Raw genomic sequence first — 20,903 nt, forward strand, 5'->3', positions numbered from 1 at the left:
TTCTAGCGCATCGCGCGGTGGCGCGCGAGGGCCCGATAGGCCGGTGCGACGAGCATCGGCATGATGAAGAGCGTGAGTTGCGCCGCGGCCACGATCAGGCCGAGGTCGCTGTCGCCCGGCGCGCCGAGCGCCGCCAGCAGCAGCACCATGTTGCGCGAACCGCTGACCAGCGCGGCCGAAAGTGCCCCCGCCACCGGGGCCGGCCGAAAGACCAGGTAGCCGATCGCCTGCAGCAGCAGGTTCAGACCCAGCGCGAAGCCGATCATGCCGAGGAACTGCAGCGGCCTTGCGGACAGCGCCTCTCCCACGCCGGCCATGCAGGGCAGGGCGGACAGCGTGACCAGCACGACAAGCCAGGCATCGATGGTCGGCGCCGCCTGCCGCAGCCGTGGCCGGCCGAGCGCCCAGACCACCAGGGCCGCGCCCGCGAAACTGCTGCCCACCATCACGGCCAGGCGGATGGCCATGTCGAGCGGATCGACCTGCGCGCCCACCCCCATCAGCCCGGCGACCAGCGGCAGCCAGATGGGCGCCAGCGCATTGGAGGGAAGCGCCACCACCGTCAGCAGCGCGGCATCGGCACCGAGCAGCAGGGCGAAGGCCGCGGCCGACATGATGGAAGGCGTGGCCGACATCAGCACCGCCGCGGCCAGGAAGGCCGAGCCCGGCGGCAGCACGGCGCCGAGCACCAGCCAGACCAGCAGCGGCACGCCGAGCGTGACCCAGAGCAGGATCAGCACGGCGAGGCCCGGCCGCCGCAGCACCTGGCCGAAGGCGGCGGGCTCGATCCGCAGCAGGCCGAACAGCATGACGACGATGGAGATGCCGACAAGGCCCGGCCGCGTCGCCTCCGCCAGCCCTGGCAGGGCGATGCCTGCCAGGGCGCCCGCCGCGATCAGCGGCAGGCCGTTGCGGCGGATCAGCCCGCCCAGGCTCTGCGTCATCCGCGGAGCGAGGTCGGCAGTGCCGTGACGATCTGCGGAAACAGGGTGATCAGCCCGGTGAAGACCATCATGATGACGCAGAAGGGCCAGGCATAACCGGCGATCCGGAAGATGTTCTCGCGGGTCAGCCCCTGGATGACGAAGAGGTTGAAGCCGACCGGGGGCGTGATCTGCGCCATCTCGATGGTGATGATCAGGAAGACGCCGAACCAGATCGGATCGAAGCCCGCCGCGACCGCCAGCGGCAGCGTCACCGGCAGGGTCATGACGATGGCCGAAAGGCCATCCAGGATGCAGCCCAGCGCCAGGTAGAACAGCAGCAGCACGAAGATCAGCATATAGGGGTGCAGGCCCCAGCCCTGGATCACATTGGCCACATCCGCCGGCAGGCCCAGACGCGCCATGGCCTTTGACAGGAACAGCGCCCCCACGATGATCAGACCGATCATCGAGCAGGTCTTCACCGTGCCGAGCAGCGCGCCCCACATGCCGCGCAGCGTCAGCGTGCGCTGGGCCAGGGCCACCAGCAGGGCGCCGAGCACGCCGATCGCCGCGGCCTCCGTGATGCTGGCGAAGCCGAAATACAGGCTGCCCATGATGAAGCAGATCAGGAAGGCGATGGGGACCAGCTGCAGCAGCGCACGCAGCGCCTCCGCCAGCGGAATCGCGGGCTCCCTCGGTGGCACCAGCGTCGGGTCCATCCAGGCGCGGAAGGCGATGTAGCCCATGAACATCAGCGCCAGGCACAGTCCGGGCACCAGGCCCGCCATGAACAATTCGAGGATCGAGGCATCGGCGACGACGCCATAGACGATCATCGGGATGGAGGGCGGGATCAGGAAGCCCAGCGTGCCCGCCCCGGCGAGAGAACCAACCGCGAGCCGGCGATCATAGCCGCGGCCCAACAACTCCTGCAGCGTGATGCGTCCGACCGTCGCCGTGGTGGCCGCGCTGCTGCCCGAGACCGCGGCGAACAGCGTGCAGCCCAGCACGTTCACATGCACCAGGCGCCCCGGCAGCCAGCGCGTCCAGGGCGACAGGCCCTTGAAAAGGTTCTCCGACAGCCGCGTGTGGAACAGGATCTCGCCCATCAGGATGAACAGCGGCAGGGTGACAAGTTCCACCGCCGTGGCGCTGGACCAGATGTCGCCGGCCAGGAAGCGATCCACCCGCATGTCGCGGAAGGCTTCGAGCGCCACGATGCCGATCGACATCAGCGCGACGCCGACCCAGACGCCGCCGGCGAGTGTCACCAGCAGCATGCCGAGGACGAGGAGGAGGGGGGCGGTCATTCCACGCCTCCGCTCGCCATCCCGTCGCCGAGATCCGGCACTTCCCGCCGCAGCAGCCGCACCAGTCGCGCGCAGAAGCCCAGCAAAAGCAGCGTGAAGCCCAGCGTCAGCAGCAGCTGCGGGATCCAGGTGGGCGTGGCCATCGGATAGTAGGAGGTGCTGGCGAAGTCGTAGCTGCGGATCAACTGCTGCCACAGCGTCATGGTGGCGAAGCCGATGACGCCGATGGCGAAGACGCAGCAGGCCATGTCCAGCAGCCGCGCGGCGGCCGGCGGCAGGGTCTGCATCAGCACCGCGACGCGGATATGCCCGCCCTGCCGCAGCGCCCAGCCGGCGCCGCAGAACAGCACGAAGCATTGCAGGTAGATGGCGTATTCCACCGCCCAGGGCTGCGACCAGTTGAAGAAGCTGGTGACCACGACTTCCACGATCAGGATCAGCGCGAGCAGCGCCGCGGAGACGGCGGCGACCCAGGCGCCGAGGGTGCAGAGCGCATCGATGCCACGAAGCAGCGGCGTCATCGCAGGCCCCCTCGCATCTCGCGGCGGCATAGCGTTACGCTGTCTGGCAGAGGCATTGGAAGGATCCCGTCATGGCCGACAAGGCCGAACATTTCGAAGCGACGCTGGGCGCGGTGCCCGAGAGCGTCGCGCTGCTGCGCCGCCATGCGCCGGAGGCCTTCGCCGCCTATGTCATGGCGCGCGAGGCCGCCTATCGGCTGCCGCCCGAGGGCCACCTGCCGCTGGCGAGCAAGGAGCTGGTCTTCATCGTGCTGGACGTCGCCGCCGGCCATGTGGAGGGCGCCGTCGCGCATGCCGAGGCCGGGCTGCGCGCCGGCCTGACGCCCGGCCAGATCATGGAGGCGCTGGGCATCGCCATCCTGATCCATGGCCATCAATGCTGGGCCAAGGCCGGAGCCGCGGTGATGCGCCGTGTGGAGACGCTGAGCGGCAGTCCCGGCTGAAGGCCTCACGCCCGCCCGACGCGCCGCCGGAATTCCTGGATGATCGGGCCGGCGGCCGGATTGGCGCGGGCGAAGTCATCCGCCATGGTCGCGGTGGCCGCGCGCATCGCCTGCACCAGCGCCGGCGCCGGTTCCTCCACCGTCATGCCGTTGCGCTGCAACTCCGCCATGCGCGTCGCATGCTCGGCCTTGGAGACGTTCCAGAACTCCGGCTCCATCCGCTTCGCCAGGTCCTGGATGGTGGTGCGGGTGGCGGCCGGCAGGCGCCGCCAGCTTTCCAGGTTCACCAGCATCAGGTTGGTGGCCCAGAGATGGTTGGTGGTATAGGCGTGCTTGAGGAATTCCCAGTAGCGCTGCGCGACCGCCGTGGTGCCGGAGGTCATCACCGCATCGACGCGGCCGGAGGCGAGCGCCGGGACCACATCCGGATTGTTCAGCTGCTGCGGCACCATGCCGAGCCGCGTGCACATCTCCGCCGTCACCCGGTCGTAGGTCCGCATCCGCACGCCACGCAGGTCAGCCGCCGTGTTGATCGGCTTCTTGAAATAGAAGTTCTGCGTCGGCCAGGGCACCATATAGACCAGCGCCACGCCGCGCCGCTCCAGCTCCCGCTCCCAGCTTGCGCGGACCAGGCTGTGCATCACCTGGAGCTCGTCGTAATTGGCGATGAGGAAGGGCAGGCTCTCGATGCCCAGCAGCGGCAGGTCGCCGACATTCTGGAAGCCGGCGGATTCCGCCATCGGCACCACGCCATCGCCGACCGAGCGCACCGTCTCGTTCGCGCGCACGCCGAGCGCGCCGCCGGGATGCACCGTCATCTGCACGGCGTCGTTGGTGGCCTTCTTCACCTCCGCGGCGAAGTTCTGGGCATTGATCGTGTGGAACTCGGTCGGCCCCCAGGGCAGCGAGATGTCCCAGCGCACCGGAGCCTGGGCGCTGGCGCCGCGCGCCATCGCGCCGGCCAGCACCGCGCCCCCCGCCATCCGCATCACGTCGCGTCGCTGCATCTGCCCATTCCTCGTCCCGATGGCCCCTTTCGCGAAGCCAAGCATGGGGCGTGCCTTTCGACAAGGAATTTGTACGGACAACTCGCCGGGGCCGGGCTAGGCTTTCGCCATGACCCTGCACCTGCTGCGCCACGGCGCCGTCGCGACCCTGCTGATTGACAATCCCGCACGCCGCAATGCCATGGGACGCGCCATGTGGGCCGCCCTGCCGGGGCTTTTGGCGCAGGCGGTGGCGGATCCAGCCATCGCCGTGCTCGCGCTGACGGGGCAGGGTGCCCATTTCTGCGGCGGCGCCGATATCGCGGAGTTCGAGGAGAGCTACGCCACGGCGGAGGCCGCCAGCGCCAGCAATGCCCTGATCCATGATGCCGTGCAGGCCCTGGCGGATTGCCCGAAGCCTGTGCTGGCCTGCATCCGCGGCGCCTGCGTCGGCGGCGGTGTCGCCATGGCGCTGGCCTGCGACCTGCGGCTGGCGGCGGAGGATGCGCGTTTCGCCGTGACGCCGGTGAAGCTCGGCCTGATCTACAGCCAGGCCGATACGCAGCGGCTGATGCGGGCCGTGGGTGCCGGCCGGGCCAAGGAGATGCTCTTCGCCGCCCGCATGGTGGAGGCCGCGGAAGCCGCGCGGATCGGCCTGGTGGAGCGGCTTTTCCCCGTGGAGGATTTCGCCGCCGCGAGCGAGGCCTATCTGGCCAGCCTTGCCGCCTCCTCCCGCCCCGCGCTGCGTGCCGTCAAGCGAATGGTGGCGGCGATCGAGGCGGGGGCGCCGCCCGCATCGCCCGAACTGCACAAGCTGTTCGAGGCGCAGTTCCACGGCGCGGATTTCGCCGAAGGCTCCGCCGCCTTCCTCGGCAAACGCGCCGCCCGCTTCACGGCGCGATGAGCAACTCCGCAAGTCCCACCAGCAGGCCCTCGGCATAGGGCCGTCCCACCAGCTGCACGGAGGCCGGCAGGCCGCCATCCTGTGCCGGCCAGGGCAGGGCGATGGCGGGCAGCCCGGCGAAATTCGCCAGCGCCGTGAAATCCGCCTGGTCCACCGGTGCCGGCGTTCCATGCGCGAAGGCGCGTTGTGGCGCGGTGGGCATCAGCAGCGCGTCGCAGTCCTGCAGCGCCCGCAGCGCGGCGGCCTTCACCTCCTCCAGCCGGTGCAGCGCCCGCACCAGCCGCACCGTGCCCGCATCCCGGCCATAGGCCAGCGCGGCGCGGAAGCCGGGCGAGGCGGCATGCAGATCATCGACCAGTTCTGCGTGCAGGGCGGCCGCCTCGGCCTCCACCAGCAGCAGGCCGGCGCGCCGTGCGACGGAGGGATTCCAGGCCGGCATCGGCACCGGCTCCACCACCGCGCCGGCCTCCCGCAGCCGCACCGCGGCAGCCGCCCAGACGGCGCGCAATTCGGGCTCCATGGTCGCGGCCAGCACCGGCTCCGGCAGTCCGATGCGCAGCCCGTCCAGGCGGGGCGGCGCCTCTGCCACGGCGCGCCAGCCGGGGGGCGTGGGGCGCCAGGCGGGATCCTCCGGATCGTCCCAGCGCATCGCCTCCAGCCCCAGCGCCGCCAGGCGCGGCGTGCGCGCCAGCATGCCGACCGTGTCGAGCGCCGGGGAGAGCGGCACGACGCCGCTGCGGCCGATCAGCCCCTGCGTCGGCTTCAGCCCCACCACGCCGCAATAGGCGGCGGGGATGCGGACGGACCCCATCGTGTCGCTTCCCACCGCCAGCGGCACGAAGCCCGCGGCCACCGCGGCGCCGGAGCCGCCGGAGGAGCCGCCTGGCGTAAAGCCCTCGCGCAGCGGGTTGATGCAGCGGCCGAAGCCGGGCGTGTCCGTCGTCGCGCCCAGCGCCCCCTCATGCATCGCCAGCTTGCCGAGGATCACCAGCCCCGCCGCGCGCAGCCCCCGCACGCAGGGGGCATCCGTTGTGGCGACACGATCGCGGAAGGCGGCGATGCCGGCGGTGGTGCGCAGGCCGGCGACATCGACATTGTCCTTGATGCCGATGGCGACGCCAGCGAGCGGGCCGGTGCCGCGCCGCGGCGTGGCGAGCGCGCCCGTCGCATCCACCTGCCAGAAGGCGTCGATCGCTGCGTCTTCCCGCGCGATGCAATCGAGCAGGGCCGGGATATCGCTCGCGCTCACTTGCGGTCGTCGATCAGCCGGATCGGCTTCTGGCGGCTTTCCACCTGGGTCACCGCCGCGAGGGAGCCCGGCGCGCAGAGCGCCACGCCGATCTCGACGCCGAGCCGCATGCGCAGCATGGCCTCCAGCCGCTCCTGCATCTCGGGCGCCGCCGCACCGCGGATCTCGAGATGTGCCGTCATCGAATCGCGGCCGTCCAGGCGGGTGACGCGGCAGATGAAGTCACCCGTCGCGCCCTCGGCCTGTTCCACCAGCAAGGCGCCGATTCCGGTCGGAAACAGGTTGATGCCGCGCAGCTTCACCATGTTGTCGCTGCGCCCAAGAAAACCCTTCATGCGCCGGAAGGGAATGCCGAGCGGATTCGGACCGACGACTTCCTCCGTCACGTCATGCGTATTGAAGCGGATGATCGGAAAGATGTCGTCCTTGAACAGGCAGGTGCACACCATGTCGCCGAGCCTGCCCTCGGGCACCGGCAGGCCGGTATCGGGGTCGGCGATCTCCAGCATATGCGCATCCTCCTGGATATGCATGCCGCTGCGGTCCGGCCCTTCGCCGGCGATGATTCCGGTATCGCCCACGCCGTACCAGTCATAGACGGCGGCGCCACCCCAGGCGGCGGAAAGGCTCGCCTGGGTCTCGCTGCCGAGATGCGCGCAGATCAGGCGGATCGGAATGTCGCGGCCGGGCACAAGCCCTTCCTCCCGTGCCACATCGGAGAGGCGCTTGATATAGTCGGCGAAGCCGACGATGGCGGTGGCGCCGAATTGCTTCATGATGAAGATCTGCTGCGCGGAGCGTGTCTCCACGCCGGTGCCGGCGGAAAGGAACCGCGCGCCGACCCAGTGATGCACCGCCTCGCGGATATAGTGGCCGCCATTGATCATGCCGTGGCCATAGACCGAATGCACCACGTCGTCCCGCGTCATGCCGGCCATCAGGTACATGCGCGCAAGCAGGCGGTTCTGCACCTCGCGCGACTTCGCGCCGAACAGAAGCGGCTGCGGCGTGCCGGTGGTGCCGCTGGTGGTATGGAAGATGATCTGGGGGCGGCGTTCCGGCGGATGCGCATCCTGCCCGTGGAAATCGCCAAGCGGCGGATAGGCGGCCACCGAGGCCATCAGGTCCGACTTGTCGTAGGCCGGCAGCTTCGGTAGGTCGTCCAGGCCCCTGATGTCACCGGGCTCGATGCCCTTGGCGCCCCAGAGCCGCTGGTAGAAGGGCACCTTCCAGGCGAAGGCCATGATCTTCGCGAAATCGTGTTCCTGCCGCGCCCGCAGCGCATCGCGCGAGACGCCCTGCAGCGCCTGGGGGAAATCCGGACCGATCGGGTAGTCGCGCAGCAGCGCCGGATGGTCCATGGCCGTGACATAGTCGAAGACCGGCATGCCGGGCGGTTCCTTTGCGATCAGGGAAGCAGGGTATCGAGTGCTGCCGCCGGGGCGCCATCGGGCAAGGCGAGCGTCGCGGCGATGATCGCCTCGATCCGCGCCGCCGGCACGCCTACGCTGGCCATCAGCATGCGCGCCTTGTCGAGGATGCGCGCCTGGGGCAGCGGGTTCTCGGGGTCACCCAGCGCATCCTGCACGATGGCCTGGCGCTTGCGGCCATCGGCCAGCGTGACGGTGACGGCGGCGCCGTAGCGCAGCGGATAGGCGTCGTGCAGCGCCTGGTCCTGGCGCAGCGTCACGCGCGCCCGCAGCGCGGCGAGTTCGGCATCCTGGTAGCCGGCGGGGGTGAAGGCGGCGAGCGGCGGCGGGCCATCGCGCAGCGCCACGGCCACCGCATGCTGCAGTGAGAACTTGGACTGCACCACGCTCTCGGGCGTCACGCGGTCGCAGAAGGCGATGGCGTCGCCATAGCTGGCGACCTCCACCGCCGCGATGTCCCGCAGCGGAATGCCGTGCAGCTCCAGCGCCGCATCGATGCTGGCATGGCAGTGGCGGCAGGCGGGCCAGGGCTTGAAGCTGGTGGCATGCACCATCCAGGGGGCGTCGGGCTCCGCCAGCACGCGGTGCGGCCGCGCATCGGGTGCGAGGCCGGCGAAGACGCCGAAGGCGCCTTCCAGGATCTCCCGCGGGCCGGTCAGGCCGTCGGCCGCCAGCAGCGCGGCCTCCAGCCCCATCACCGCGGCGCGCGCGGTGTGCAGCTGCTTCGTCATCACCGGCTCCGACCGGCATTGCCAGACGCCGCCCGCCTGGGTGCCGGCATTGCCCAGCGCCCAGACCGTCGCGCTGTCATCCAGCCCGAGCAGCGAGGCCGCCGCCGCCGCCGCCCCGAAGGGGCCGCAGCTCGCCGTGGGGTGGAACTGGCGGTAATGCGCCGGGCCCATCGCGCGGCCGATGCGGATTTCCGCCTCATAGCCGCGCAGGATGGCATCCAGCAGCGCCACGCCGTCCGCACCGCGCTCGGTGGCCAGCGCCAAGGCGGTGGGGGCGATGACGGGGCCGGGATGCAGGATCGCCTCCCGGTGCACATCGTCCATCTCCAGCACATTGCCGAAGGCGCCATTGGCGAATGCGGCGTCCCGCGCGCGGGCCATTCCGCCGCCGATGATGCGGGCCGCACCCGCCGGCTGCCGCGCGGCATGGGCGCGGAAGACGCCGCCCGTCTCGCTGGCCGCGCCGGCGACCGCGCAGCCGATCCAGTCCAGCAGGTGCAGCGCCGCGCGTTCGCGATCGGCCCGCGCGATCGGGCGATGCAGCAGCGCGACCAGATCCTCGGTCAGTGACGGCAATGGCGAGATCCCGTTGGACAGAGAACTTGTCCGGACATATCAACGGAAGCATGCTCGCCATGCAAGCCATCTCGCCCGCCTCTTTCGTCGCCGCGCTGCCGTCAGGCCTGCGCATCTTCATCGCCGGCTGCGGTGGGGAGCCGGATGCGGTGCTGGATGCAATGGGACCGATGCCCGGCAGCACGCTGATCGCGCTGCCCGTGCCCGGCGTGAACCGTCGCGACCTTTCCGCCATCGCCCCGGTGGAGGCGGCCTTCATGACGCCGGAGCTGCGCCCGGGGCTGGCCGCGGGCCGGGTACGCTATCTGCCGCTGCACTACTCGGCGGCCGAGGCCTGGCTGCGTGGCCCGGCGCGGGCCGAGATGGCCATTTTTCGATGCGCCGCTCCGCGTAATGGCAGCGTGTCCCTCGCGCTGGCGCATGACTTCGTCCCGGCGCTGGTCGCCGCCGGCGCAAAGCTTGTCGCTGTCGTCGATCCCGCGCTGCCGGATGTGCCGGATGGCGTGCGCCTGCCGCTCGACTGGCTGCATGCGATGGTCGACGGACCCTCCGCCAATCCCCTGCTGCCGATGGAGGAACCTGGCGAGGCGCTGAAGGCGCTGGCGCGGCATGCGGCGGGGCTGGTGCGGGATGGCGATACGGTCCAGGCCGGGATCGGCACGGCCGCCGCCGCCGTGCTCGGCGCGCTGCGGGACCATCGGCGGCTGCGCTTCCATGCCGGCACGCTTTCGGACGCCGTGCCGGCGCTGCTGGATGCGGGCGCGCTGGAGGCGGCGACGACCGGCACCGCACTCGGCAGCCAGGCGCTGTACGACCGGCTGGCGCGGGAGCCGCGCATCGCCTTCCGCCCGGTGTCGGAGACGCATGACGCCGCGCGGCTCGCCGCGATCCCGCGCCTGGTCGCGATCAACGCGGCCGTGGAGGTGGACCTGCTGGGCCAGGCGAATTCGGAGATGATCGAGGGGCGGCAGGTTTCCGCCCATGGCGGTGTCGCCGATTTCGTGCGTGGCGCCCGGCGCAGCCCCGGCGGGCGTGCGGTGACGGCGCTGCTTTCCACCGGTCGTGGCGGACGCATCAGCCGCATCGTGCCGAGCCTCGCGGCCGGCACGCCCGTTTCCATCACGCGCGCCGATATCGATGTGGTGGTGACGGAGCACGGCGTGGCGGAGCTGCGCCATGCCGATCTGGACCAGCGAGCGGAGCGGCTGATCGGCATCGCCGCGCCGCCCTTCCGCGATGCGCTGGCCAACCAGTGGGAGGCGATGCGTCGCGCGATGTAGCGCTACCGCGAAAGCCGTCGCCGCGCCTCCGCCAGCACCTCCGCGGTATGCTCGCCCAGCGCGGGCAGGCGGGGGTTCAGCTGGCCGGGTTCGTCGCGGAATTTGATGGGCAGGCCGATGTGCAGATGCCCGTCCTCATCCCGCACCAGCATCTGCCGCGCCGCGACCTGCGACCCTGCAAAAGCTTCCTTCAGGTCGAGCACCGGCGCGAAGCAGACGTCACGGCCGGCGAACCAGGCCTCCCATTCATCGCGTGTGCGCGTGCCAAAGGTCTCGCGCAGGAAGGCCTGGGCGGCTTCGTGTCCGGGGCCGGGCGGGCCGGAGGCGCCGGGGATCAGGTCCGGCCGGTCCAGCGCGTGCAGCAGCGTCTCGACGAATTTGTGTTCGGCGCCGCCCAGCACCACCCATTTGCCGTCGCTGGTCGGGTAGATGTTGTAGAAGGCACCGCCGCCCCATTGGCGTTCGTGCTTCACCACCGGCGCACGATCCTCGCCGAAGACCGCGCCTGTGGCATTGGGCAGCCAGGACAGGGTGGCGTCGAACATCGCCATGTCGATCACGTCGCCGCGGCCCGTGCTCTCCCGCCGCAGCAGCGCCATCAGGATGCCGGACAGTGCGAGCAGCGAGGCGGTAACATCCGCCACCGGAATGCCGGGATGGGTCGGCTTGCCATCCTGGCCGAGGTTCACGGAAAGCGTGCCGGCCAGCGCCTCCACCGCCAGGTCATGCGCGGGGCGGCGGCTTTCCGGGCCGTCCTGGCCGAAGGCGGAGATGGAGCAATAGACCAGGCGTGGGTTCAGCGCCGTCATGTCAGCCGCGCCGATGCCAAGCCGATCCGCGACGCCGGGCCGGAAAGCCTCCACCATCACGTCGCAGGTCAGCGCGATGTCGCGGAAGGCGACCAGATCCCCGGGCTTCTTCAGGTCCAGCACGATGGACTTCTTGCCGCGTCCGATATTGCGGAACCAGACGCTGTGTCCGCCGGCGCGCTGGCCGATGTTGCGCACAGGCTCGCCGCTCGGCGGTTCCAGCTTGATCACCTCGGCGCCGTGATCGGCCAGCACCGTGGTGAGGTAGGGACCCGGCAGGAACAGCGACAGGTCCAGCACGCGGATGCCCTGCAGCTTCATGGTCAGACCGCCCCCAGCGCCCGCAACTGGGCGATTTCCGATTCCGTGTAGCCTGCTTCGGCCAGCACCGCCGCGCTATCGGCGCCATGGGCGGGGGCGGCGCGGCCCGGCAGGCGCTGCCCATCCAGCCGGATGGCGCTGGCCACCACCTTGAGGTTGTCGCGCGCGGGATGCGGCAGGTCCAGAACGCCGCCCTGGGCGCGGAAATAGGGATTGTCCAGCGCCTCCGCCAGGCTGAGCACGGGCGCCACCGGCACCTTGCCCGCCAGCGCCTCCACCCATTGCGCGGAACTGCGCGCGCGCATCACCGGATCGAGCGCGCGCATGAGATCCTCGCGATTGGCCAGCCGATCATCGAAGCCCTTGAAGCGCGGGTCGGCGACGAGGTCCGGCACGCCGGCGATCTGGCAGAAGCTTCGCCAGAAGCCCGGCTTGATGCACATGACGAAGACATGGCCATCGACCGTCGGGAACATCTCGCAGGGCACGACGGAGGGATGCCCGCCACGCGGCCGCCGCGGCACCACGGTGCCGTCGTTCAGATACCAGGTGGCGACATAGGTCAGGTTCTGCATCGCCACGTCGTAGAGCGACACATCCATGTCGCAGCCCCGCCCGCTGGCGCGCGCCCCCATCACGCCGGCGAGCAGCGCGGTGGCGGCGGTGAGGCCGGAGAGGAAATCCACCAGCGACAGGCCGGCGCGGGCTGGCAGCGCATCCGGCTCGCCGGTCATGGCGCAGAAGCCGGCCTCGGCCTGCGCCAGATAGTCATAGGCGGGCCAGGCGGCGCGCGGGCCGGTGCGGCCATAGCCGGAGAGATGGACGCAGACGATGCCGGGCTTCACCTGCCCGAGCGCGGCATAATCCAGGCCGAGCTTCGCCGGCAGGTCTCCGCGCAGGTTGTTCAGCACCGCATCGGCCTCCCGCACCAGGCGGTGCAGCGCGTCCCGCGCGCCGGGCTTGCGCAGGTCGAGCGTCAGGCTGCGCTTGTTGCGGTTGAAGGTCTGGAAGTACTGGCTGTCATTCTCGCCCAGCGCATGGCCGCCGGTGTGACGCGCGATATCGCCGGGCAACTCGCCCTCGGTCGCCGGCTGTTCCACCTTCACCACCTCCGCGCCCAGGTCGGCGAGGTTCATGGTGGCGAAGGGGCCGGCGCCGAACTGCTCGAAGCTGATGATGCGCAGCCCGGTAAGCGGAAGCCTTGGTTGGCGGGGTCGATTCAGACCTTCGCGGCCTTCGCCGCTGCGGTCATCGGACCCGCTCACGCCGGAAACCGCTCGACCAGCTGCTTGGCGATGATGATGCGCTGGATCTCGTTCGTGCCCTCTCCGATGCACATCAGCGGTGCATCGCGATAGTAGCGCTCCACATGGTATTCCTTGGAATAGCCATAGCCGCCATGGATGCGCAGCGCCTCCAGGCTGTTCTCCACCGCGGCCTCGCTGGCGAAGTATTTCGCCATGCCGGCCTCCATGTCGCAGCGCAGGCCGGCATCGTAGATGCGCGCCGCGTCATAGGTCAGCAGCCGCGCGGCCTGCACGCGCGTGGCCATCTCGCCGAGCTTGAGCTGGATGGCCTGGTGCTCGCAGATCGGCTTGCCCATGGTTTTCCGGATCTGGCTGTAGCGGACGGAATCCATCAGCGCGGCGGAAGCCAGGCCGCAGCCGCGGGCCGCCACATTGATGCGGCCCAGCTCCAGCCCGCCCAGCGCCGTCTGCAGGCCTTGGCCCTCGATGCCGCCGATCAGGTTGGCGGCGGGCACGCGGTAGTCGTCGAAGACCAGCTCGGCGCTGTCGATGCCCTTGTAGCCCAGCTTCTCCAGCTTCTTGGAAACGGTGAAGCCGGGGCCCTTCGGCGCCAGCAGCATGGACATGCCCTTGTGGCGCGGCTTCGCCTCGCTGTCCGTCTTCACCAGCAGCGCGAAGCAGGAGCCGTGGATGCCGTTGCTGATCCAGGTCTTGGTGCCGTTGACTATATAATCGTCGCCATCGCGTACCGCGCGGGTGCGGATCGCCTGCAGGTCGGTGCCGCAATCCGGCTCGGTCAGCGCCAGACCGCCGCGGATTTCGCCGCTGGCGAATTTCGGCAGCCATTCCGCCTTCTGCGCCGGCGTGCCGAGGCGGGAGACGCAGGCGGCCATGATCAGGTGGCTGTTGAAGATGCCGGAGAGCGACATCCACACTTCCGCGATCTTCTCGACGATCTTCGCATAGACCGTGGCCGAGAGGCCGAGCCCGCCATACTCCACCGGGATGGTGGCGCCGAACAGGCCGAGCTCCTTCATCTGCTCGACCATCTCGGCCGGCCATTCATCCGCATGTTCCAGCCGCAGCACATGCGGGCGCACGTCGCGGTCCAGCCACTTGGCGATGGTGTCGAGGAGGGCGGCCTCCTCCTCGGCTTCGGCCGAGCGGGCGACATGCGTGTCCATTCCGGCGATCCCCGTTGCAACTTGTCCGGACAAATATCGGCCTGGACCGCCCCGCGTCAAGCTTTCCCTGCGACCGTCGCAACCAGTTCCGAGACATCCCGCAACTGCTCCACCTGCGCCACCAGGTTGCGCAGCGCCGTGGCCCGGGCCTCCGCCACTGGCGGCACGGCGTGGCGGCAGCAGCGGAAGAATTTTTCCTCATTCTCCGCCGCCGTCAGGGGGACGGCGGGGTTGCCGTAGATGCGGGGCAGGGTGATGGCGTGGCTCTGGCCGGAGGTCAGCCGCACCTCCACCACTTGCGGGTCGAGTGTGTTCTGGTCCGTATTGCCATCCGGCTCCAGCCGCACGAGCGCGGCGTAACGGTGCACATCGGGGTCGCGCAGCGCCTCGCCGCGAAAATCCGGCACGTCGCAGCGGCCCTTGGCGAGGAAGACGCCGGCGACGAAGGGCAGGCAGAGCTTGGCGTAGTTGGAGGCCGGGTCGGGCACATCCGGCCGCCCGACCAGGCGCAGCACCAGCGGCGGCGCGCGGCACACCACCTCCGCCACCTGCGCCGCCGCAAAGCCGTGCTGCGCCATCAGGTCGCGCAGCCCATGCACCACGCCATGGGTCAGCCGGCCGGAGGGGAAGGGCTTGTGCGACAGCTTTTCGATCTGCCATTCGCGGCCGAGAAGGCTCGTGACCCGTTCGGGATGCACATCCTGCTCGATCAGCGAAAAGTAGCCGTAGCGGCCGGTGAAGACGTCAAGGGGACCCTGCATGCCGGCGGCGGCGAGATCCGTCGCCGCGATGGCGCCACGCGCATTGAAGCCGATCTGCAAGCCGAGCAGCGGCGAGCCTTCCAGATGCGCCTGCAGATTGCCGCTGGTCTGGCCATACATATGGCCGAAGGCGCTGCGCGTGGTCGCGACATCGAATCTGGCAAGGTTCGCGATGGCCGCCGTGGCCCCGAAGCCGCCGGCCGTCGCCGGGCGGAAGAAGCGCAGCGCGGAATCGGTGGCGACGCCGAGCAGACCGGCCGTATCCACGCCCACCGCCATGGCGGCCAGGAAGCGGTCGCCGGAAACCGGCCGGCCTCGCGCTGCCTCCCGCTCCGACCATGCGAAAAGCGCGGAAAGCAGCGTCGCCATCGGGTGCACCACCGCGCGCTCATGCACGCAGTCGAATTCCAGGCAGTGGATCAGATAGGCATTGACGATGGCCGCCGAGCCCGCGGACATCCGCCGCGCGCCAAGCCAGGCCGTTGCCTCCTCCCCCGGTCCCCATTGCGCGGCGAGGTCCAGCACCGTCTGCACATTGGCGCCGCTGCTGCCGGCGATCGCCACACCCAGCGTATCCAGCAGGAAGGTTTTTGCGGAGGCGATGGCGGCGGGCGAAAGATCCGCATGCCGGGTGCGGACGGCGTGGCTGGCAAAAGCTTCGGCCAGGTCCTGGGTCATCGCGCTGCGGGCTCCGCCGGGGCTGGGGTGTGTTCAGCAAAGGCGCGCGCGATCTCGGTACGAGTCGCGAACCACACGCCGGGCTTGCTGCGCGCATGCTGCAGGAAGCGGCCGAAGGCACCGATGCGGCCGGGCCGCCCGATGATGCGTAGATGCACGCCGAGCGACATCATGCGCGGCGCGGTCGCGCCTTCCTCCAACAGAACCTCGAAGGTCTCGATCGCATAGTCCAGCCATTGCTGCGGCGTATAGCCGGGCGCCAGCCAGAACTTCATGTCGTTGCTGTCCAGCGCATAGGGCACGATGACGATGGCGCGCGGCCCGTCCTTCGTCTGCACCACATCCCAGCGCGGCACGTCGTCCGAGAAGTCATCCATGTGGTAGAGGAAGCCTTCCTCCGCCAGCGTCGTGCGCAGCCGCGGTGAGTGCAGATACCGGGAGAGCCAGCCGAGCGGGCGATGTCCCGCGGTCTGCCGGATGCTCTCCACCGCCTTGCGCACAAAATCGCGTTCCCGCGCCTCGTCGAAGGAGAACTGGTGCACCCACCGCCAGCCATGGCTGCAGGCCTCGTGCCCGCCGGCGGCGATCGCCTGACCGATCTCCGGCGCGCGTTCCAGCGCCTGGGCGGCGGCGGTGAAGGTGGCCTTCACCTCATGCTTCGCGAGCTGCGCCGCCACCCGTGGCCAACCCGCCCGGATGCCGTAGAGATAATTGGATTCATTGGCATAGTTGCGGATCGGGATCTTCAGCGCCACGCCGAGCTCGTCCACCGGCTCCGGCCCCTTGTCGCCGTCCCGCACCGACATTTCGGCGCCTTCCTCGACATTGACGACGACGGACAAGGCGAGGCGGGCATCCTGGGGCCAAGGGGCTTGCGGCATGGGGCTACCTGATGTTGTCCGGACAAATCCTACCGAAGCGGCGTCGCGCGTAAAGTCCCCTCAGCCCTCGCCGCGGCGCAGCCGCATCGCATAGGTGAAGCGCTCCGCCGGATGCCAGCTGCGCGACAGCAGCAGGGTCGCGCCATCGATGCCCAGGTAGCGGCGCACGAAGCGCATGCCGACCTCGCGCCGCTTGCGACCCAGCGCATCGGCGACGCGGGCGGGAAGGGCGGCCGCGGTGATTTCCTGCACCACCTCCGCCACCTCCACCCCGAAGCGGCTTTCGATCAGCGCATAGATGGCGCCGCGTTCCGGCAGGGCATTGCCGATGGCGGCGAAGCGCGGATGGATGAAGATCTCCGCCGTGGCGATGGCGCCGCCTTCCTGGATGCGCAGGCCCTGCAACTGCAGCCAGGTCTCGCCCGGCTGCGCCGGGATCAGGGCGGCATCTTCCACCGTCAGCGGCGCCATGCGGCGTTCGTGGATCTCAAGCCGCGTATCGGCGGCGTATTGGAACAGGGACTCGATGCTGCGCAGCGATTGGACCGTGCCGCTCGGCGCCTCCCGCGCCACCACCATGGTGCCAGCGCCCTGGCGGCGCTCCACCAGCCCGGCCTCGACGAGCCGGCGCAGCGCCTCCCGGATCGTGTGGCGGGAGACCTGCAGGCTCTCGCAGAGCTCCGCCTCGGTCGGCAGCAGGGTGCCGATGGCATAGTGCCCCTCGGCGATCGCGTCCCGCAGCTGGCCCTCGATCTGTGCGTAGAGCGGCGGACGTGGCGTCGCCGCACGTGCTGCGGGGCGGGTCAGAGCCGCGCCTCCTGTGCCCAATCCATGTTCAATGCCCCCCTGCCTGGTGGCGGAGGCTAGCGTCTTGATCTTGTCCGGACAACCAAGGTTTTGGTCAGCTGACGACCGGCAGCTCCGCCACGTCGTAGGCATGGTGCAGACTGCGGCCCCGCACCGGGTCGTGCAACTCCATGGCGAAACGGCTGGCCGGGCGGATGCCGCCGATGGCGGCCAGCGTGCCGCAGAACATTAGGCTGGGCGGCGGGAGCCCCGCCCCGCCCGGGCGGCGCGCCAGCAGGTCGCGCGGGTGGCGCAGGGCGCTGAGTGCGCCCTCCTGGTAGAGAACCTCCTGCCCGCCGATGGTGGCGACGGCGCGGATCAGCAGGGAATCCCAGTGGTCTTCCACCTCCGCGAAGCGCCAGAGGCCATGGCCGATGGGCTTGCCGCAGAGCTGCTTGGAGAGCGCGATGCCCATGGCCTCCGCCTTCCGATCCGTGTGGTCGGAGCCGAGGCCGAGCCAGAGACCATCGGCCAGCGAGACCAGCACCGGCTCGACCTCACCCGACGTTTCCGGCCCCAGCACTTCCAACCGCGGCGCCTGGGTCAGATTGGCGGCGGCGGCGCGGTAATAGACGGGCACCGAGGAGGGCGGCGGCACGCCGATGGCCGCCAGTTCCTCGATGTGATGCTGCACCGCCGCTGCGTCCCGCCCAGCCCAGCCTGCGATGACCAGGCCATCCAGCGTCACGCCGATACGGTCCGTCCCCGCCTCGGAGATCCTATCGAAGGTCAGCATGGGTGGTTCTTCTTCACGGCCCCACCGCGCGCGGCAGCCATAGCGCAATGTCCGGCAGCAGCATCAGCAGGACGATGGCGGCGATATAGACGCCGACGAAGGGCAGCACGCCCATGAAGACATCGCCGATGCCCCGCCCATCCTTGCGCAGCCCCTGCAGCACATACAGCACGGTGCCGTCCGGCGGGCTGATCAGCGCGATCTCCACCAGCATGGTGACCACGACGCCGAACCAGATCGGGTCGTAGCCGAGCACCACCACCACGGGGAAGATCACGGGGATGGTGGTGATGACCATGGAGAATCCCTCCATGAAGGTGCCGAGCGCCAGGTAGAAGCCGATGATCAGGGCCATGATCATCCAGGCCGGCAGCGGCAAGCCACCCACCAGCTGCGCCGCCATCTGCGGAATGCCGAGCAGCGTGATGATGTAGTTCAGCACATAGGCGCCCAGCAGGATCAGCCCGATCATCGCCGTATTGCGCGCCGTCGCCTCCGCGCAGGCATGCAGCATGCGGAAGGAGAAGCGGCGCTCCACGATCGCGATGCCGATCGCCGCCACCACGCCGAGGGCGGCCGATTCCGTCGGCGTCGCCAGCCCCGCATAGATGGTGCCGAGCACGATCAGGATCAGCAGGATGGTCGGCACCAGGTCCACCAGCCCGCGCAGCTTCACGGCCAGCGGGATTGGCGCGCCCGGCGGCGGTGCGCCCTTCCGGTTGACCAGGATGACGGCGATGAAGGCCAGCATCACCAGGATGCTGGGCCCCACCGCGGCAAGGTACAGCGCCCCGACCGAGGTCTCGGTGATCAGCGCATAGATGATGAAGGTGATGCCGGGCGGGATCAGGTTGCCGAGCGCGCCGCCGGCGGCCAGCGAGCCCATCACCAGCTTCGGATCGTAGCCCTTGCCCTGGAAGAAGGGCATGGCGACCGAGCCCATGGTCGCGGCGGTGGCGACGGAGGAGCCGGAGATGGCGGAGAAGACGCCAGAGGCGACGATATTCGTATGCAGCAGGCCGCCCGGCAGCCGATCCATCCACAGGTTCAGCGAGCGGTAGAGCCGTTCGGACAGGCCCGCGCGCAGCAGGATCTCTCCCATCAGCAGGAACAGCGGCACCGCCACCAGCACGAAGGAGGAAGAGGGGCCCCAGGCGGTCTGGCCGAGGAAGGTCCAGAAGGGGCGGTCGGAGAAGGCGAAGCCCGCCAGCAGCCCGAGCACGCCGAGCGCCGCCCCGACATAGATGCCGGCCGCGAAGAAGGTGACGAAGACACCCAGCAGCAGCAGCACGCCAGTCCAGGGAATCTCCGGCCCGCTGCCGATGCCGAACATCGAAAGCGCGAAGAAGATCGCCAGCAGGAGAATGAGGAAGACGACCGCGATCATCGCCGCGCCTCCGCCTCGGCCAGCGCATCCAGCGCCTCCTGCGCCTCCTCGACATAGCCGCGGGAGGAGAGGTTGCGCTCCAGCTGGCCCGCCTCGCCGGCGAGGGCCAGCAGCAGGTTCTCCACCAGCATCGCCGCGATCAGCAGCAGGAAGACGATCAGGCCGAAGGCCCAGAGACCCTGCGGGATTGCCAGCGGTGTCCGCAGCAGGCTGATGTCGGTCGCGCCGAAAAGCAGCGATTCATCCACGAGGTCCCAGGCCCCCTTGGCGACGAAGACCATCAGGATGCCGAGCAGCAGCAATGACAGAAGATGCAGCCAGATCCGCAGCTTCTGCGGCAGCCGGTTCACCAGCATGTCGATCCGCACATGGCTGCGCGTGTTCAGCGCATGGCCAAGGCCCCAGGACAGGCCGAAGGCCAGCATATAGCCGGTGATCTCCGTGGTGGACTGGGTGCTGAAGCGGAAGAGCGACCGCGCCAGCACCTCGAAGGCAATGAAGAAGGCGCAGAGCACGAAGCCCCAGCCTGCGACGAGACCCATCAGCGAGGACAGCGCGCCAATGGCGCGTCGCAGGCCGGAAGCAGCGTGCAGCATGTCCTACTGGGCCGTGTAGCGAACGCCGGAGATCGGCGCCACGATGCGGTTGTAGGTCTCGCCGCAGGCTGCGCCGCAGCGCCGCACGAAGGCGGGCAGCACGGTGCTGGTCAGCACCCCGCGCAGCGTGACCAGATCCTCCGGCGTCGGCCGCGTCACCGTCATCGGGCGGGTCTCCACCAGGCGGCCGATGCTGCAGCCGGCGCGCTGGCCGATATTGCAGGCGATGCCGTCCTCGGAGGCTTCGTCACCCAGCTTCCACTGCGCATCGGCCAACTCCGCCATCACCTGCGTGATCAGCTCCCGCGCCGGCGCATCGATTCGGTTCCACCAGGCGAGGTTCACGAAATAGCCGTAGGTCGACCAGGCGACCGGCAGCGCATACATATGCGTCGTCACCTCGTACCAGCGCGCCGCATTGCCCGAACCGGTGCCGGTGATGGCGCAATCCACCACGCCGCGCTCCAGCGAGGGATAGACTTCGGGAAAGCCGATGCCGACGGCCTGGCCGCCGATGGCGCTGACGAAATCATTGATGCTGCCGCCGCCGGTGCGGATCCGCCGCCCGCGCAGTGCGGCAAGGCTCTCCGCCTTCTCGCGGCAGAACAGCACCTGCGCCGGATAGGGCGCGACCGCCAGCAGGCGCACGCCGAAACGCTCCAGCGCGCGGTTCATCTCCGGCAGCAGCGCCTCGCCGATCTGTCGCGCCTGCTGGATGGTGGGGTTCAGCCCGGCGAGGTCGGCCATGTCCAGCAGCGGCACGTCGCCCGCCACGGTGTTGAGCGGTGCCGCGCCGATCTCGACCTGGCCGGAGCGCGTCAGGCGGATGATCTCCGGGCCGTTCACATTGCGCTCTGGCCAGGATGCGAGCGTGACGCGGATGCGGCCATTGCTGCGTGCCTGCAGCGCATCGCGCAGCAGGGGCTGATCGGCGCGCGTGTATTGCGGCTGCTGCGGGTTGGGCTGGGTCACGGCCTGCAGATTGATCTGCGGGCCCTGCGCCTGGGCGGTTGCCGCCAGCAGGCTTGCGCCCAGCACGGCGCCGAGCGCGGCGCGGCCCCAATTACCGAATGTTGTCATGATGTCCCGAACCCCCGTTTG

20 protein-coding genes are annotated in these 20,903 nt (G+C 69.8%); 3 read left to right on the forward strand and 17 right to left on the reverse strand.

The features are described 5' to 3' along the window. Positions 1-2: 2 nt before the first annotated feature. From ACTIF1_RS08620 to ACTIF1_RS08630, 3 genes are read right to left on the reverse strand one after another with little or no spacing between them, the layout of a single operon-like run. Positions 3-944 (reverse strand): hypothetical protein, encoded by a 942-nt coding sequence (locus ACTIF1_RS08620; protein WP_439595984.1) that lies wholly within the window; start codon positions 942-944, stop codon positions 3-5. Continuing rightward, on the reverse strand, positions 941-2,236 hold the full coding sequence (locus tag ACTIF1_RS08625; RefSeq protein WP_439595985.1) for a TRAP transporter large permease: 1,296 nt from the start codon (positions 2,234-2,236) through the stop codon (positions 941-943). The genes ACTIF1_RS08620 and ACTIF1_RS08625 overlap by 4 nt, the downstream gene beginning before the upstream one ends. After that, positions 2,233-2,757, reverse strand: a complete 525-nt coding sequence (locus ACTIF1_RS08630) for a TRAP transporter small permease subunit (protein WP_439595986.1) — start codon at positions 2,755-2,757, stop codon at positions 2,233-2,235. Before ACTIF1_RS08630 ends, ACTIF1_RS08625 begins: the two co-directional genes overlap by 4 nt. A gap of 71 nt (positions 2,758-2,828) precedes the next feature. Here ACTIF1_RS08630 and ACTIF1_RS08635 point away from each other — a divergent pair, with 71 nt between their 5' ends. After that, positions 2,829-3,200 (forward strand): carboxymuconolactone decarboxylase family protein, encoded by a 372-nt coding sequence (locus tag ACTIF1_RS08635; RefSeq protein ID WP_439595987.1) that lies wholly within the window; start codon positions 2,829-2,831, stop codon positions 3,198-3,200. A gap of 5 nt (positions 3,201-3,205) precedes the next feature. Here the strand turns inward: ACTIF1_RS08635 and ACTIF1_RS08640 are convergent, their stop codons facing one another. Then, positions 3,206-4,207, reverse strand: coding sequence for a TRAP transporter substrate-binding protein (locus ACTIF1_RS08640; protein WP_439595988.1), 1,002 nt, complete (start codon positions 4,205-4,207; stop codon positions 3,206-3,208). 109 nt (positions 4,208-4,316) lie between these two features. Between ACTIF1_RS08640 and ACTIF1_RS08645 the strand changes: the two genes are divergently transcribed. After that, on the forward strand, positions 4,317-5,090 hold the full coding sequence (locus tag ACTIF1_RS08645; RefSeq protein ID WP_439595989.1) for an enoyl-CoA hydratase/isomerase family protein: 774 nt from the start codon (positions 4,317-4,319) through the stop codon (positions 5,088-5,090). On the opposite strand, the gene ACTIF1_RS08650 is transcribed toward ACTIF1_RS08645, so the two are convergent. Genes ACTIF1_RS08650 through ACTIF1_RS08660 form a run of 3 tightly spaced genes read right to left on the reverse strand, consistent with a single transcriptional unit; the run spans position 5,077 to position 9,076 of the window. Continuing rightward, positions 5,077-6,339 (reverse strand): amidase, encoded by a 1,263-nt coding sequence (locus ACTIF1_RS08650; protein WP_439595990.1) that lies wholly within the window; start codon positions 6,337-6,339, stop codon positions 5,077-5,079. The genes ACTIF1_RS08645 and ACTIF1_RS08650 overlap by 14 nt on opposite strands. After that, positions 6,336-7,727, reverse strand: a complete 1,392-nt coding sequence (locus tag ACTIF1_RS08655; protein WP_439595991.1) for a phenylacetate--CoA ligase family protein — start codon at positions 7,725-7,727, stop codon at positions 6,336-6,338. Before ACTIF1_RS08655 ends, ACTIF1_RS08650 begins: the two co-directional genes overlap by 4 nt. A 20-nt stretch (positions 7,728-7,747) precedes the next feature. Then, complete coding sequence (locus tag ACTIF1_RS08660) at positions 7,748-9,076, reverse strand: MmgE/PrpD family protein (RefSeq protein ID WP_439595992.1); 1,329 nt, start codon at positions 9,074-9,076, stop codon at positions 7,748-7,750. A 50-nt stretch (positions 9,077-9,126) separates the two neighbouring features. Here ACTIF1_RS08660 and ACTIF1_RS08665 point away from each other — a divergent pair, with 50 nt between their 5' ends. Then, positions 9,127-10,356 carry an acetyl-CoA hydrolase/transferase family protein gene (locus tag ACTIF1_RS08665; protein WP_439595993.1) on the forward strand — a complete coding sequence of 410 codons (1,230 nt, stop codon included), beginning with the start codon at positions 9,127-9,129 and terminating at the stop codon, positions 10,354-10,356. 2 nt (positions 10,357-10,358) lie between these two features. On the opposite strand, the gene ACTIF1_RS08670 is transcribed toward ACTIF1_RS08665, so the two are convergent. The 10 genes from ACTIF1_RS08670 to dctP all read right to left on the reverse strand — a co-directional run bounded on the left by ACTIF1_RS08670 (position 10,359) and on the right by dctP (position 20,882). Further along, on the reverse strand, positions 10,359-11,486 hold the full coding sequence (locus ACTIF1_RS08670) for a CaiB/BaiF CoA transferase family protein (protein ID WP_439595994.1): 1,128 nt from the start codon (positions 11,484-11,486) through the stop codon (positions 10,359-10,361). Between the two features lie 2 nt (positions 11,487-11,488). Then, on the reverse strand, positions 11,489-12,751 hold the full coding sequence (locus tag ACTIF1_RS08675) for a CaiB/BaiF CoA transferase family protein (RefSeq protein WP_439595995.1): 1,263 nt from the start codon (positions 12,749-12,751) through the stop codon (positions 11,489-11,491). Beyond that, positions 12,748-13,917, reverse strand: coding sequence for an acyl-CoA dehydrogenase family protein (locus ACTIF1_RS08680; protein WP_439595996.1), 1,170 nt, complete (start codon positions 13,915-13,917; stop codon positions 12,748-12,750). Before ACTIF1_RS08680 ends, ACTIF1_RS08675 begins: the two co-directional genes overlap by 4 nt. A gap of 56 nt (positions 13,918-13,973) precedes the next feature. After that, entirely contained in the window at positions 13,974-15,356 is a 1,383-nt protein-coding gene (locus ACTIF1_RS08685; RefSeq protein ID WP_439595997.1) for an MmgE/PrpD family protein, read from the reverse strand. After that, positions 15,353-16,198 carry a polysaccharide deacetylase family protein gene (locus ACTIF1_RS08690; RefSeq protein WP_439595998.1) on the reverse strand — a complete coding sequence of 282 codons (846 nt, stop codon included), beginning with the start codon at positions 16,196-16,198 and terminating at the stop codon, positions 15,353-15,355. The genes ACTIF1_RS08685 and ACTIF1_RS08690 overlap by 4 nt, the downstream gene beginning before the upstream one ends. A gap of 99 nt (positions 16,199-16,297) precedes the next feature. After that, complete coding sequence (locus ACTIF1_RS08695) at positions 16,298-17,065, reverse strand: GntR family transcriptional regulator (protein WP_439595999.1); 768 nt, start codon at positions 17,063-17,065, stop codon at positions 16,298-16,300. 73 nt (positions 17,066-17,138) lie between these two features. Continuing rightward, positions 17,139-17,819 (reverse strand): DUF2848 domain-containing protein, encoded by a 681-nt coding sequence (locus ACTIF1_RS08700; protein WP_439596000.1) that lies wholly within the window; start codon positions 17,817-17,819, stop codon positions 17,139-17,141. Positions 17,820-17,832: 13 nt separating this feature from the next. Then, positions 17,833-19,206, reverse strand: coding sequence for a TRAP transporter large permease (locus ACTIF1_RS08705; RefSeq protein WP_439596001.1), 1,374 nt, complete (start codon positions 19,204-19,206; stop codon positions 17,833-17,835). Beyond that, positions 19,203-19,802, reverse strand: a complete 600-nt coding sequence (locus ACTIF1_RS08710; protein ID WP_439596002.1) for a TRAP transporter small permease subunit — start codon at positions 19,800-19,802, stop codon at positions 19,203-19,205. The genes ACTIF1_RS08705 and ACTIF1_RS08710 overlap by 4 nt, the downstream gene beginning before the upstream one ends. Before the next feature lie 3 nt (positions 19,803-19,805). Beyond that, complete coding sequence (dctP, locus tag ACTIF1_RS08715; RefSeq protein ID WP_439596003.1) at positions 19,806-20,882, reverse strand: TRAP transporter substrate-binding protein DctP; 1,077 nt, start codon at positions 20,880-20,882, stop codon at positions 19,806-19,808. Positions 20,883-20,903 lie beyond the last annotated feature (21 nt).

The sequence above is a fragment of the Falsiroseomonas sp. genome, assembly GCF_051860665.1.
Lineage (GTDB): Bacteria > Pseudomonadota > Alphaproteobacteria > Acetobacterales > Acetobacteraceae > Falsiroseomonas.